Genomic DNA, 13,463 nt, shown 5'->3' with positions numbered 1-13,463 from the left:
GAGCGGCCATGCGCTTTCTACCCGTCAACCGCCAGGCCCTGATGGTGGAGCTGGCCGATCTGGATGAAACCCTGGCCCTGCTGGGCTCGCTGCAGCGCGAGCCCATCGATGGCGTGCAGGAACTGGTGCCTGCCGCGCGCACCGTGCTCGTGCAGTTCGCTCCCGCCAGGCTGGGCGTGGCCGAGCTGGTGCGCCGCATTGCCGCGCGCAACCTGGACCAGCGTGCCGAGCGCAGCAATGTGCTGGTCGAGATTCCCGTGCACTACGACGGCGAGGACCTGGCCGATGTGGCGCAGCTGCTGGGCATCACGCCCGAGGAAGTCGTGCGCCGCCACACGGGCAGCGAGTACGCCGTGGCCTTCACGGGCTTTGCGCCCGGCTTTGCCTACCTCAGCGGGGGCGATCCGATCTTCAACGTGCCGCGCCGCACCACGCCGCGCACGCGCGTGCCGGCCGGCTCGGTGGCGCTGGGCGGCACGTTCAGCGCCGTCTATCCCCAGGCCAGCCCGGGCGGCTGGCAACTGATAGGCCGCACCTCGGCCCGCATGTGGGACCTGGCGCGCGAGCTGCCTGCGCTGCTGCAGCCCGGCTACCGCGTGCGCTTTGTCGATGCGGCCGGCATGGTCCAGGTGGATGAGGCGCCCGCGCCCGCCGTGGCGCAGGCCGCGCCGCATGGAGGCAACGCGCTGCGCGTCAAGGCCACGGGCTTGATGACGCTGTTCCAGGACCGTGGCCGGCTGGGCCAGGCCGGGCAGGGCGTCTCGGCCTCGGGCGCCATGGACCAGGCCGCCTTCAAGGCTGCCAACCGCCTGGTCGGCAATGCCAGCGACCTGGCCGTGCTGGAGACCGTGGGCGGTGGCCTGTCGCTGCAAAGCCGGGGCGAGACCGTGGTCGCCATCACGGGCGCCGATGCGCCCCTGACCGTGACCACCGGGGCTGGCCAGCGCTGGAGCGTGCCGCGCTACCAGGCCGTTGCCCTGGCCGACGGCGACCAGTTGACCGTGGGCCAGCCCGTGGCCGGCGCGCGCTGCTATGTGGCCGTGCGCGGCGGCTTTGCCGTCACGCCCGTGCTGGGCAGTGCCTGCACCGACACCCTGGCGAATGTCGGCCCAGTCGCCCTGACCGTGGGCCAGGTCCTGCCCGTGCGGCCTGCAGACCGCAAGGCCGTGGCCGCACCCGAGCTGCCGCCCGAGTCCCTGCCCACCACCGGGCAGGACGTGGTGCTGGACGTGGAGCTGGGTCCGCGCACCGACTGGTTCACGCCCGAGGCCGTGGCCCTGCTGGCCGCGCAGCGCTGGCAGGTCACGCCGCAGTCCAACCGCGTGGGCCTGCGCGTGGCGGGCGAGCAGCCCCTGGCGCGCGCCGTGGCCGGCGAGCTGCCCAGCGAAGGCACGCCGCTGGGCGCCATCCAGGTGCCCCCCAGCGGCCAGCCCGTGCTGTTCCTGGCCGACCATCCGCTGACGGGCGGCTATCCCGTCATCGGCTGCGTGGCGCCGCACCACCTGGATCTGGCCGGCCAGATTCCCGTGGGCGCCTGGATCCGCTTCAACCCCATCCGCGCCTTCGAGGAGTACACGCCCGGCGCCGGGGAATCGACGAATTGAACGTGGTGGAGCGCCGCAGGGCGCTCCCAGCAACTGAAAGAAGCAGATCATGAAAAAAGTCCTGATTGCCAACCGTGGCGAGATCGCCGTCCGCATCGCCCGCGCCTGCACCGACTACGGCGTGAAGTCCGTGGCCGTCTACGCCGATGCCGACATCGACGCCCTGCACGTGCGCATGGCCGACGAGGCCTATGGCCTGGACGGCGAGCGCCCGGCCGACACCTACCTGAACATCGCCAAGCTCATCGCCATCGCGCACAAGAGCGGCGCCGACGCGGTGCACCCCGGCTACGGCTTCCTGTCCGAAAGCGAAGCCTTTGCGCGCGCCGTGCTGGATGCGGGCCTGCGCTGGATCGGCCCCACGCCCGAGACCATCGCCAAGCTGGGCGACAAGGTCGAGGCGCGCAAGATCGCCCTGCAGGTCGGCGCTCCCCTGGTGGCCGGCACGCCCGACCCCGTCAAGGATGCCGGCGAAGTGCTGGCCTTTGCCCAGCAGCACGGCCTGCCCATCATCATCAAGGCCGCCTTCGGCGGCGGCGGGCGCGGCATGAAGATCGCGTGGCGCATGGACGAGGTGGAGGAACTCTTTCACTCGGCCGTGCGCGAGGCCGTCACCGCCTTCGGCCGCGGCGAATGCTTCGTCGAACAATTCCTGGACCGCCCCCGCCACATCGAGGCCCAGGTGCTGGCCGACACCCATGGCAACGTGGTCGTGCTGGGCACGCGCGACTGCTCGCTGCAGCGGCGCAACCAGAAGCTGGTGGAAGAGGCCCCGGCGCCCTTCCTCAGCGACGAGCAGCGCGCCCGCATCCACAGCTCGGCGCGCGACATCTGCGCGGCGGCCGGCTACGTCAGCGCGGGCACGGTGGAATTCCTGCTGAGCCAGACAGGTGCCATCTCCTTCCTCGAAGTCAACACGCGCCTGCAGGTCGAGCACCCCGTGACCGAGCAGACCACGGGCGTGGACCTGGTGATCGAGCAGCTGCGCGTGGCCGACGGCCTGCCGCTGTCCATCACCGAAACCCCGGCGCCGCTGGGCCACTCCATCGAATTCCGCATCAACGCCGAAGACGTGGGCCGGGGCTTCCTGCCCACGCCCGGCCCCGTGGTGCGCTTCGATCCGCCCTCGGGCCCCGGCGTGCGCCTGGACACGGGCGTGCAGACCGGCTCGGTCGTGCCCGGCAGCTTCGACTCGCTGATGGCCAAGCTCATCGTCAGCGGCGCCACGCGTGAACAGGCCCTGGCCCGCGCCCGCCGCGCCCTGGCCGAGTTCCGCATCGAAGGCCTGTCTTCCGTGCTGCCCTTCCACCGCGCCGTCATCGGCCATGCCGACTTCGTGGGCCACGACGGCTTCAAGGTCCACACGCGCTGGATCGAATCCGACTTCGCCGAGCCCCTGGCCGCCGCCGTGCGCGCCGAGCCGCTGCCCGACGCCAGCCTGGTGCGCTGCGCGGTCGAGATCGACGGGCGCCGGGTGTCGCTGGGCCTGCCTGCGGTGCTGCTGCAGGGGCTGGCATCGGCCGGCGGCGGCGTGGCTGCCGCGCCGGCTGCCGAATCTGCCGTGGACCCTGCTGCCGTCACCTCACCCATTGCCGGCAATCTGCATGCGTGGAAGGTGGCGGATGGCGATACCGTCCAGGAAGGCGATGTGATTGCCGTCATGGAGGCCATGAAGATGGAGATGCAGGTGACGGCGCATCGCAGTGGGGTGGTGGCTTTGGTGGCCGAGGCGGGGAAGGCGCAGTTGTTGGGGGCTGTGATTGCTCGGATTGGGTGATTTCTGTTTGACCTGTTTTTGATTTTGTCGTGCCTCTGGGGGCAGGAGCCGGGTTTCGGCCCGGCGGCCGACCTACTTTCTTATCGCGCGACCGGAGTGCCGGCCATAAGAAAGTAGGCAAAGAAGCGCGCCCCGCACTGTCCACGACCCTTCGCTTCGCTGCGGGCGACCTGCGTTGGGCGGGATGCGGGGTGTGCCGCAGAACTCGCTGCGCGCTGGCGCGCTTCGCTCAAACAACTGCGGCAAGTCAGATGACGAAGCAAGCCTGTCCTTCGGCAGGCTTGCCACCCCGCATCCCGCCCAACGCAGGCGTGGGCAGAAGGGGGGCTGGGGAACAGCCAACAGCCAAAAATGCAAAACAGCCGACGCGCCATCGCTACGCTCGGCTGTTTTTTTCAATGGGGCCGAGCGAAGCGAAGGCCCGCACCACCTCCCCGTATGTCAGCGCCTGCGGCGTGGTGGTTGCGGGGTTGCAGTCCTGCCGAAGGACAGGACTGCTTCGTGATCTGACTCGCTGCGGTTGTCTGAGCGGCGCGCGAAGCGCAAAGCGAGTTCCGCAGCGAACCCCGCAACCGCCACGACGCAGGTTGCCCGCAGCGAAGCGGAGGGTCGCGGACATTCGGGTCGCCTTTTCTTGGCCTACGTTCTTTTGGCGAAGCAAAAGAAGGTAGGTCGGCCGCCGGGCCGAGACCCGGCCTCGAAAAACAACCCCCCGGCAGGGATCAAAACAGATCCCTGAACCCATCAGGAAGACTCAGCGCCCACCCTGAAAACTACGCGTGCTGTACAGATCCACCGGCAGCCGCGACAGCAGCGGCAGGCCGGACACCGCATCCACCGGCTGCCTCTCGATGTAGTTGAAGAACACATCGGAATCGAGCACGCCAATGTCCAGACGGCGCGCATCAGGCACGGCCGCCAGCGTCTTGTAGCCATCGCCACCCGTGGCATTGAAGCTCAGCACGAACAGCTTGTAGGTGCGCGCCGTATCCAGCGGCCTCCACGTCTTGCTCGCGTTGTCATACACCTCGATGCCCGACACGCGCTGGCCGGCCGCCGCTGCCGCATTCACGTCAAAGCGCAGGCCGCCCGTGTAGGGGTAGGGGCCGGTCGTGCCGCCGGGGCCGTAGACGGCCTGCAGGCCGTCCTCGAGCATGCCCTTGACTTCCGTGCCGGTGATGTCCAGGCGGAACAGCTTGTTGCCGAAGGGCAGGACCTGGATGACCTGGGCGGCCGTGGTCTGGCCCAGCAGCGGGATGCGCACGCCGCCGCCGCTTTGCAGGGTGATGTCGGCGCCGCCGTAGTGGCGGTTGGCTTCTTCCAGGTAGGCCTGGGCCACGAGCTGCTGGATGTCGCCGCCGCGCACGCTGACGCTGCCTTCGGCATTGCAGGCGGCGCTGGACTGGCTGTAGTTCATGGTGCCGACGCCGCCGGGCACGCGGCGCGAGCACAGTTCCTGGGGCACGGTGGCGACCTGCTTGAGGTTGAACTGGGCGACCTTGTCCTTGAACGGCTGCAGCGCGGCCGTGGCCTTGGCCGAGGGCGTGGTCACGCGCAGCACGCCGGTGGCGGCGGCGCTGGCCTTGAGGGCGGTCTTTTGCGCATCGGTGACGGCCTTGCCGGCGATGGTGAAGCTGTCGCCGATCAGCACATGGGGCGTGCCCGTGCACTGGGTGACGCGGCCGTCGGCGTCGAACTGGACCTTGAGGTCGCCGACGACCTGGGCGTACTCCCAGGCCTGGACCACGCAGACGGGGCTGCCGTCCTTGTCGGTCAGGCGCGTGGGGTAGGCGCCGCCGGGCGTGCCCACGCCGGTGGTGTTGAGCACGTCGGGGCCGAGCAGGGTGTGCGAGTCGCCGCCCACGACCACGTCCACGCCGCTGAGCCTGGGCACGATCTGGCGGTCGTACTCATAGCCCACATGGCTCATGACGATGATCTTGTTGATGCCCTTGGCGCGCAGCGCGTCGATTTCGCGCTGGGCCGCCGTGGCCTCGTCCTCGAAGGTGGTGTCGGCATCGGGGCTGGACGATGCCTTGGTCTTGCCCGCAATGGTCAGGCCGACGATGCCGATCTTCTGTCCGCCGCGCTCCACCACGGTGGAGGGGTTGACGTAGCCGGGCGCCTTGGCCGCGTTCAGGGCCGAGTTGGCGCCAAAGCGCACGTTGGCGCTGAGCACGGGCGTCTTGCAGCTGCCTGTGCGCAGGCGGTCCAGGAAGGACTTGAGGCCGCTGTCGCCCTTGTCGAACTCGTGGTTGCCCAGCGTGAAGGCGTCAAAGCAGACGGTGTTCATGAGTGCGGCATCGGCCTCGCCGTCGGCGCCTGCACGGTTGAAGTACAGCGTGCCGGTGAGCGCGTCGCCGGCGTGCAGCTTGAGCACGTTGGGCGACTGCGCGGCCAGCTCCTCGATGGCCTGGGTCACGCGCGCAAAGCCTGCGGCGTCCACGGCCACGGCTTCGGCCTTGCCCGTGCCGGCGTCCAGCTGCAGGGTCTTGCTCTTGGACTCCAGCGTGGAGTGGTGATCGTTGATGTGCAGAATGCGCAGCTCCAGCGGCTGGCCTGCGGGCGTGTCGTTGCCGGAGCCGCCGCAACCGGCGATCAGGGCGGAGGCAGCCAGGGCCACGGCCAGCGGGCGCAGGGCGGGGCGATGGGAGGTCAAGGACATGAACGGGTTCTCTCTGTATCGGTTTGTCACGGCCGCCGATGCTGGGCAAGGCTGATGACACGGCGATGAAATCGCCTTGCAGGGGGCTTGACCTTGACATGGTGGCAATCTCTAAAGTGCCTGCATGCGAGAACAAAGGAGTCAGGCAATGAATGCATCGACCAAGGCCGGCATGGCCATAGACCTGCCCGTTCAGGGCATGACCTGCGCCTCCTGCGTGGGGCGTGTGGAACGCGCGCTCAAGAAGCTGCCGGGCGTGCAGGAGGCCGTGGTCAACCTGGCCACCGAAAAGGCCAGCATCCGCTTCGAGGGCGCGGCCGACCTGCCGGCCGCCATTGCAGCCATCGAGAAGGCCGGCTACGAAGTGCCCCAGTCCAGCGTGGAACTGGAGGTGGAGGGCATGACCTGCGCCTCCTGCGTGGGCCGCGTGGAGCGCGCGCTGAAAAAGGTGGACGGCGTGCAGTCGGCCAGCGTGAACCTGGCCACCGAACGTGCAGTGGTGACGCTGGCTGGCAGTGCAGATGTGGCGGCCCTTGTGGCAGCTGTGCACAAGGCCGGGTACGAAGCGCGTCCGCTGGGCGCCAGCGCGAACCCGGCCAGTGAAGGCGGCGCCGCGCAGTCGCCGGCCGAGGACGGCACGGAGCAGCGCCAGGCGCGCGAGCGGGCCTCGCTCAAGCGCTCGCTGATCGTGGCCACGGTGTTCGCGCTGCCGGTGTTCGTGCTGGAGATGGGCGGCCACATGGTGCCGGCCTTCCACCACTGGGTGGGGCAGGCCATCGGCACCCAGAACAGCTGGTACCTGCAGTGCCTGCTGTCTGCCATCGTGCTGTTCGGGCCGGGCCTGCGCTTCTTCCAGAAGGGCATTCCCGCGCTGCTGCGCGGCGCGCCCGACATGAATTCGCTGGTGGCCGTGGGCACCTCGGCGGCGTTTGCCTATTCGCTGGTGGCCACCTTCGTGCCGCAGTGGCTGCCTGCCGGCACGGTGAATGTGTACTACGAGGCGGCGGCCGTGATCGTGGCGCTGATCCTGCTGGGCCGCTTCATGGAGGCGCGCGCCAAGGGCAATACCTCGGAGGCCATCCGCCGCCTGGTGCGCCTGCAGGCCAAGACGGCGCGCGTGCGCAAGGACGGCGGCGTGCAGGAAGTGGCGATCGCCGCCGTGCGTGCGGGCGACACCATCGAGGTGCGGCCCGGCGAGCGCATTCCCGTCGATGGCGAGGTCATCGAGGGCAGCAGCTTCGTCGATGAATCCATGATCAGCGGCGAGCCCGTGCCGGTCGAGAAAACCGCAGGTGCCGAACTGGTCGGCGGCACGGTGAACCAGAACGGCGCGCTGGCCTTTCGCGCCACCAAGGTGGGCGCGGACACGCTGCTGGCGCAGATCATCCGCATGGTCGAGCAGGCCCAGGGCTCCAAGCTGCCCATACAGGCGCTGGTGGACCAGGTCACCATGTGGTTCGTGCCGGCCGTGATGGCCGTGGCCCTGCTCACCTTCGGCGCCTGGCTGGCCTGGGGGCCGTCGCCCGCACTGAGCTTTGCGCTGGTCAATGCCGTGGCCGTGCTCATCATCGCCTGCCCCTGTGCCATGGGCCTGGCCACGCCCACCTCCATCATGGTGGGCACGGGCCGGGCCGCGCAGATGGGCGTGCTGCTGCGCAAGGGCGAGGCGTTGCAGACCCTCAAGGACGCCCGCGTGGTGGCCGTGGACAAGACCGGCACGCTGACGCGCGGCCGCCCCGAGCTGACCGACCTGGTGCTGGCCCCGGGCTTCGAGGGCAAGCGCAGTCGCGTGCTGGCGCTGGTGGCGGCCGTGGAAGACCGCTCCGAGCACCCGATTGCGCGCGCCATCGTGGATGCTGCCAAGGCCGAGGATCTGCCGCTGGGTGCCGTGGATCGCTTTGAATCGGTGACAGGCTTTGGCGTGCGCGCCCAGGTGGAGGGCGTGCGCGTGGAGATCGGTGCCGACCGCTTCATGCGCGAGCTGGGCCTGTCCGTCGACGGCCTGGCCGCCGATGCCATGCGTTTCGGCGACGAAGGCAAGACCCCGCTGTATGCCGCCGTGGACGGCCGCCTGGCCGCCATGATCGCCGTGGCAGACCCGATCAAGGACAGCACGCCGGCCGCCATTGCCGCCCTGCATGCCCTGGGCCTGAAGGTGGCCATGATCACGGGCGACAACCGCCTCACGGCCGAGGCCATCGCGCGCCAGCTGGGTATCGACGAGGTGGTGGCCGAGGTGCTGCCCGGCGGCAAGGTCGATGCCGTCAAGCGCCTGAAGGCCGGGCACGGCACGCTGGCCTATGTGGGCGACGGCATCAACGACGCGCCGGCCCTGGCCGAGGCCGATGTGGGCCTGGCCATAGGCACGGGCACGGACATCGCCATCGAGGCGGCCGACGTGGTGCTGATGTCGGGCGACCTGGGCGGCGTGCCCAATGCGATCGCGCTGTCCAAGGCCACCATGGCCAATATCCGCCAGAACCTGTTCTGGGCCTTTGCCTACAACGTGGCCTTGATCCCCGTGGCCGCCGGCCTGCTGTACCCCGTCAACGGCACGCTGCTGTCGCCCGTGTTCGCGGCCGGGGCCATGGCGTTGTCCAGCGTCTTCGTGCTCAGCAACGCGCTGCGCCTGCGGCGTTTCAGTCCGCCGCTGGCGGCAGGGCGTTGAACGACGAAGGCAGTTAGCCGGGCAGCTTGGGGACGTCGATGAAGTCGTCCAGGCTCAGGCCTTTTTCTTTCAGCAGGGCCTCGAGCACGGGCTGCAGGCGGCCCAGGCTTTGCTGCACGGTCTCGCGCACCGTGTCCACCACGACCTGGGTGCTGCGGTCGATCTCCACATTGAGCAGGTCGCCCACGCCCTTGGACTCGAACACGGTCATGCGGCGCGTCTCGGGGATCAGCCAGACCTCGAACCAGCCCGCCTGGCGGTCCACCTCGGACACCGTGAGGCTGGCGCCGTTGATGGCGATGTAGCCCTTGGCGAACACGTAGTGGCGAAAGCCCTCGGGAATGCCGAAGCGGATGCGGTGGTTGGTGTCGCTGGAGGCCACTTCCAGCACGGGCGAGGTGAAGTCCACATGGCCCGACAGCGGATGGCCGCCGATCTCGGCGCCATCCTTTGCCGCGCGCTCCACATTGACGCGCCCGCCCACGGCATAGCCGCCCAGCGTGGTGATGTTCAAGCTTTGCAGCATCACGTCGAAGGTGGCGCGCGTGGGCGAGAGGATCTCGGTCACCGTCAGGCACACGCCGTCGGTGGAGACGCTGGCGCCGATGGCCAGGTCCTGGCAGAAGCCTTCGGGAAAGTCGAGGGTGAAGGTGCGCAGGCCGTTCTGGTCGCGCAGCGCGGCAATGCTTGCCACGGCCTGGATGATGCCGGTGAACACGATGTGGGATTCCTTGGAGCCGCCCGGGCGGCGGCGAAGCGGGTATTTTGCATCGCGGCGCTGCGCTGCGGGGGCGCAGGCCGGCGTGTCCCTGCGGGCATCAGGCCGGTGCCGCTGCTTCTTCCCACCAGCCGCTGAGCAGGGCTGGGGGCCGCTGCGCCGCATGCACCCAGGCACAGGACGGCCAGGCATCCTGCTGCACGTTCATGCCCGCATAGATGCCGTAGCCGGGGCCGGCCGCGATCTCGCCTTCGGCATGCAGGGTCTCGCCCGCGCGGATGCTGCAGGCCGCACGGATGTCGCCCAGCGCGCGCATGCCCCAGTCCACCTCGATGTGGCTGCCGCCTTCCACGTCGGCGCCGGCGTACAGGCCGTGGCCCAGCTCGATCAGGCCGCTGGCGCGGATGCTGCCGCCCGCGCGCAGGCCCTTGCCGCAGCGGATGGCGCCCTGCACCTCGATGTCCTGGCCGGCCTGGGCGCCGCCGGCCAGGCGCAGGTCGGCGCCGCAGCGCAGCTCCCAGCCCGCGCGCACGTCTTCGGCGCGCAGTTCCTCGTGCACGTCCACGCTCCAGGCGGCCTTGACCAGGCCACCGGCCTGCAGCGGCCCGCTGCAGAAGATGGCGCCTCCGCTGTGCAGGTCCTGGCCGGCCTCGATGCGGCCCGCGTGGATGCCGGCGCCGGCCTGCAGCGTGCGGCCCACGGCCAGCAGGCCGGGCACGCGCAGCTCGCCATGCACGACGACGCTGCCCGCGAAGACCAGGGCATCGGCCTCCAGGTGATCGACCTCCAGCACGGCGTCGGTGGGGCCGAACTGGTTCATGAGCCAGCGCGCGTCCTCGACGCGGCCATCGCCCACCAGGGCATCGAGCACGCGCTGGTAGTCGTTGCCGTCATGGCGGTTGCGCACGAACCAGCGAAAGCCCGCCGCGCAGGGGCTTTTGGCGCGCAGAAAGTTTTGGGAGAGTTCCATGTCCATCATCGGCTCCGGGGTCAAGGCGGCTGCGCCATGCGGCGGCGCGGCCGAAAAGGCGTGCAGGCCAGGGAGATGCGGGGCGTGGGCCGGCAGCTCCTGGCATGCGCTTCGCATGCGGGATTCGCTGCGGGGGCCGTGCGGGAAGCTGGGGGTGGACCTCAGGCTTTCCGCACGGCGGCGGAAAGCAGGGCCGTGAAGCCGCACAGGCTGATGAAGGCCGTGGGCACGCCGTGCACGCGCTGGGGCCGCTGCGCGCGCAAGGCGGTGCAGCGGGTCGGGGCGTGGCGGAAAAGGCGTGTATGGGCCATGGACAGGGGCAGGAGCAGCCGCGATTATGCCGCGAGGCCATTTGCGCACGGGGGCATGGGGCCGTGTACAGGACGGGACTTCGTTGCTTTGGGTAACATCACGGACCCTGCGGGCGCCCGGTGGAGGACCATCGGCGCCCGGTTGCCCTGCTGCGCGGCGATCGGCCCGGCAGGGTCCTCTCGCCAAGAGAAGCCCATGAATTCCAAGACTCCCCCCTCGTTCCTGAGCCGCATCGCCATCGCGATCGGCAGTTTCTTCGCCATCCTCGGCAACGGCCGCCTGGCCGCCGATGTCAACCGCCTGCGCGACGGCGAGCCGCTGGCCGCCGATGTGCCGCCGCCCGCACCCAAGGAGGTGCGCGTGGAGGTGCCTGTGGACCGGATCGTCGAGGTCCGTGTCGAGGTGCCTGTCGAGAAGGTGGTCGAGAAAGTGGTTGAAAAGCGCGTCGAGGTGCCGGTAGAGAAGATCGTCGAAAAGACCATCGTGGAGCCGGCCGCACCCGCTGGCACCGCCGCCCTGCAGCTGCTGGGCCTGCTGCAGCGCGAGGCGCGCTTCGTGGACTTCGTGCAGGAAGACGTGGCCGGCTACGCCGACGCCGAGATCGGCGCCGCCGCGCGCGTGGTGCACGAAGGCTGCCGCAAGGTGCTGCGCGAGCATTTCAGCATCGCCCCCGTGCGTGCCGAGGCCGAAGGCAGCCGCGTCACGCTGGCCGCAGGCTTTGATGCCGCCGCCGTGCGCCTGACGGGCAACGTGGTCGGCCAGGCACCCTTCACGGGCACGCTGGGCCACCGCGGCTGGCGCGTGGACGATGTGCGCCTGCCCCAGCTCACCGATCACAAGGCTGCCGCCATCGTGGCCCAGGCCGAGGTGGAGCTGTGAACATGGACCAGACCCGTCAATCCTCCCAGGCGCGCTACAGCATAGGCATCGACCTGGGCACCACGCATTGCGCGCTCTCCTATGTGGACCGCCAGGCCAGCGATGGCGAGAAGGTGGAGCAGGGCGTGCTGGACATTCCCCAGCTCACCGGCCCCTCCAGCGTGGAGGCACGCCCGCTGCTGCCGTCCTTCCTTTACCTGCCGCATGAAAGCGAGCTGACTGCGGCCGACATGGCCCTGCCCTGGGGCGCCAGCCAGGACTTCGTGGTGGGCGAGTTCGCGCGATCGCGCGGCGCGGCCACGCCGATCCGGCTGGTGTCCAGCGCCAAGAGCTGGCTGTGCCATCCGGGCGTGGACCGCCGCTCGCCCCTGCTGCCGGCCGATGCGCCCGAGGAGGTGCACCGCGTCTCGCCCCTGACCGCCTCCATCCGCTACCTGTCGCACCTGCGCTGGGCCTGGGAGCAGGCCCATCCCGAGGCGCCGTTCGACGCCCAGGACGTGACGGTGACCATTCCCGCCTCGTTCGACCCGGCCGCGCGCGAGCTGACGGCCGAGGCCTGCCGCGCCGCGGGCTTCCAGAAGCTCACGCTGCTGGAGGAACCCCAGGCTGCGCTGTACAGCTGGATCCAGGCCAGCGGCGGCCAGTGGCGCAAGCAGGTGCAAAGCGGCGAGATCATCCTCGTCGTGGACGTGGGCGGCGGCACTACCGACCTGTCGCTGATCGCCGTGCTGGAAAAGGACGGCGGCCTGGAACTGCAGCGCGTGGCCGTGGGCGAGCACATCCTGCTGGGCGGCGACAACATGGACCTGGCCCTGGCCTACGGCGTGGCGCGCAAGCTGGCCCAGGAGGGCAGGCAGCTCGACGCCTGGCAGACCCGCGCCCTGGCCCATGGCTGCCGCCAGGCCAAGGAGCAACTGCTGGCCGATGCCACTCTGCAGTCCGTGCCCGTGGTCGTGCCCAGCCGGGGCAGCAAGCTCATCGGCGGCAGCATCCGCACCGAGGTCACGCGTGACGAGGTGCTGCAGATGCTGGTGGAAGGTTTCTTCCCGCGCGCAGCCGTCTCCGACAAGCCCCAGACCCGCGCGCGCGCCGCGCTGACGCAGCTGGGCCTGCCCTATGCGCAGGATGCGGCCGTCACGCGCCACCTGGCGGCCTTCCTCTCGCGCCAGGCCGGCGCCACCGAGCAGATCGAAGGCCTCAAGGGCATGCAGCCCGAGGGCGCATCCTTCCTGCATCCCTCGGCCATCCTGTTCAACGGCGGCGTGCTCAAGGCGCCGCAGATCGAGCAGCGCATCCTGGAAGTCGTCAACGGCTGGCTGGCCGGCGAGGGCGCGCAACCGGCTCGCCTGCTGGACGGCGCCAACCTCGACTTGGCCGTGGCGCGCGGCGCCGCCTACTTCGGCCATGTGGCGGCTGCCGGCCGTGGCGTGCGCATCCGTGGCGGCACGGCGCAGAGCTATTACGTGGGTGTGGAAAGCAACATGCCCGCCATTCCCGGCATGGAGCCGCCCATCTCGGCCCTGTGCCTGGCGCCCTTCGGCATGGAGGAGGGCACCGAGGTGGCGCTGGACACCCAGGAATTCGGCCTGGTCGTGGGCGAGCCCGTGCGCCTGCGCTTCTTCGGCTCCTCCGTGCGCCGGGCCGACCAGGTCGGCACCGTGCTGGACTTCTGGGGTCCCGAGGAACTGGTCGAGCTGCAGGAGATCGAGGCCCACCTGCCCGCCGAAGGCCGTGCGCCCGGCGAGATCGTGCCCGTCACCCTGCATGCGCGCGTGACCGACATCGGCACGCTGGAACTCAACGCCGTGCCCGTGGGTGGCGAAGAACGCTGGAAGGTGGAGTTCGACGTGCGGGCCGATGTAGCGTAGCC

General features: G+C 69.9%; 9 protein-coding genes. 5 read left to right on the top strand and 4 right to left on the bottom strand.

Annotated elements, in window-relative coordinates; translation table 11 throughout:
- Positions 1 to 8 precede the first annotated feature (8 nt).
- Positions 9 to 1,604, top strand: coding sequence for an urea amidolyase family protein (locus A9976_RS14585; RefSeq protein ID WP_183019601.1), 1,596 nt, complete (start codon positions 9 to 11; stop codon positions 1,602 to 1,604).
- A 49-nt stretch (positions 1,605 to 1,653) separates the two neighbouring features.
- Positions 1,654 to 3,381, top strand: a complete 1,728-nt coding sequence (locus tag A9976_RS14580) for a biotin carboxylase N-terminal domain-containing protein (RefSeq protein ID WP_183019600.1) — start codon at positions 1,654 to 1,656, stop codon at positions 3,379 to 3,381.
- A 754-nt stretch (positions 3,382 to 4,135) separates the two neighbouring features.
- Here the strand turns inward: A9976_RS14580 and A9976_RS14575 are convergent.
- Positions 4,136 to 6,046, bottom strand: coding sequence for a bifunctional UDP-sugar hydrolase/5'-nucleotidase (locus tag A9976_RS14575; RefSeq protein WP_183019599.1), 1,911 nt, complete (start codon positions 6,044 to 6,046; stop codon positions 4,136 to 4,138).
- Between the two features lie 148 nt (positions 6,047 to 6,194).
- Between A9976_RS14575 and A9976_RS14570 the strand changes: the two genes are divergently transcribed.
- Positions 6,195 to 8,714: a heavy metal translocating P-type ATPase gene (locus A9976_RS14570; RefSeq protein WP_183019598.1), complete on the top strand. Its 2,520-nt coding sequence runs from the start codon at positions 6,195 to 6,197 to the stop codon at positions 8,712 to 8,714.
- Between the two features lie 13 nt (positions 8,715 to 8,727).
- Here the strand turns inward: A9976_RS14570 and A9976_RS14565 are convergent, their stop codons facing one another.
- The 3 genes from A9976_RS14565 to A9976_RS14555 all read right to left on the bottom strand — a co-directional run bounded on the left by A9976_RS14565 (position 8,728) and on the right by A9976_RS14555 (position 10,713).
- Positions 8,728 to 9,432: a riboflavin synthase gene (locus A9976_RS14565; RefSeq protein WP_012207520.1), complete on the bottom strand. Its 705-nt coding sequence runs from the start codon at positions 9,430 to 9,432 to the stop codon at positions 8,728 to 8,730.
- Between the two features lie 100 nt (positions 9,433 to 9,532).
- Positions 9,533 to 10,408: a hypothetical protein gene (locus A9976_RS14560; protein WP_013800627.1), complete on the bottom strand. Its 876-nt coding sequence runs from the start codon at positions 10,406 to 10,408 to the stop codon at positions 9,533 to 9,535.
- 155 nt (positions 10,409 to 10,563) lie between these two features.
- Entirely contained in the window at positions 10,564 to 10,713 is a 150-nt protein-coding gene (locus A9976_RS14555; protein ID WP_013800628.1) for a hypothetical protein, read from the bottom strand.
- Between the two features lie 196 nt (positions 10,714 to 10,909).
- On the opposite strand from A9976_RS14555, the gene A9976_RS14550 reads away from it, so the two are divergent.
- Positions 10,910 to 11,593 carry a DUF2760 domain-containing protein gene (locus A9976_RS14550; protein ID WP_183019597.1) on the top strand — a complete coding sequence of 228 codons (684 nt, stop codon included), beginning with the start codon at positions 10,910 to 10,912 and terminating at the stop codon, positions 11,591 to 11,593.
- Between the two features lie 2 nt (positions 11,594 to 11,595).
- Positions 11,596 to 13,461 (top strand): Hsp70 family protein, encoded by a 1,866-nt coding sequence (locus tag A9976_RS14545; RefSeq protein ID WP_183019596.1) that lies wholly within the window; start codon positions 11,596 to 11,598, stop codon positions 13,459 to 13,461.
- Positions 13,462 to 13,463: the final 2 nt, after the last annotated feature.

It is taken from the genome of Delftia sp. UME58, assembly GCF_014170385.1.
GTDB lineage: Bacteria > Pseudomonadota > Gammaproteobacteria > Burkholderiales > Burkholderiaceae_C > Comamonas > Comamonas acidovorans.
This window is presented reverse-complemented; position numbering and strand designations above follow the sequence as displayed.

What these genes read in the sequence shown, in the direction of transcription:
- A9976_RS14585 (WP_183019601.1), top strand. Translation starts at nt 9, where the DNA reads ATGCGCTTTCTACCCGTCAACCGCCAGGCCCTGATGGTGGAGCTGGCC.
- A9976_RS14580 (WP_183019600.1), top strand. Translation starts at nt 1,654, where the DNA reads ATGAAAAAAGTCCTGATTGCCAACCGTGGCGAGATCGCCGTCCGCATC.
- A9976_RS14575 (WP_183019599.1), bottom strand. Translation starts at nt 6,046, where the DNA reads ATGTCCTTGACCTCCCATCGCCCCGCCCTGCGCCCGCTGGCCGTGGCC.
- A9976_RS14570 (WP_183019598.1), top strand. Translation starts at nt 6,195, where the DNA reads ATGAATGCATCGACCAAGGCCGGCATGGCCATAGACCTGCCCGTTCAG.
- A9976_RS14560 (WP_013800627.1), bottom strand. Translation starts at nt 10,408, where the DNA reads ATGGACATGGAACTCTCCCAAAACTTTCTGCGCGCCAAAAGCCCCTGC.
- A9976_RS14555 (WP_013800628.1), bottom strand. Translation starts at nt 10,713, where the DNA reads ATGGCCCATACACGCCTTTTCCGCCACGCCCCGACCCGCTGCACCGCC.
- A9976_RS14550 (WP_183019597.1), top strand. Translation starts at nt 10,910, where the DNA reads ATGAATTCCAAGACTCCCCCCTCGTTCCTGAGCCGCATCGCCATCGCG.
- A9976_RS14545 (WP_183019596.1), top strand. Translation starts at nt 11,596, where the DNA reads ATGGACCAGACCCGTCAATCCTCCCAGGCGCGCTACAGCATAGGCATC.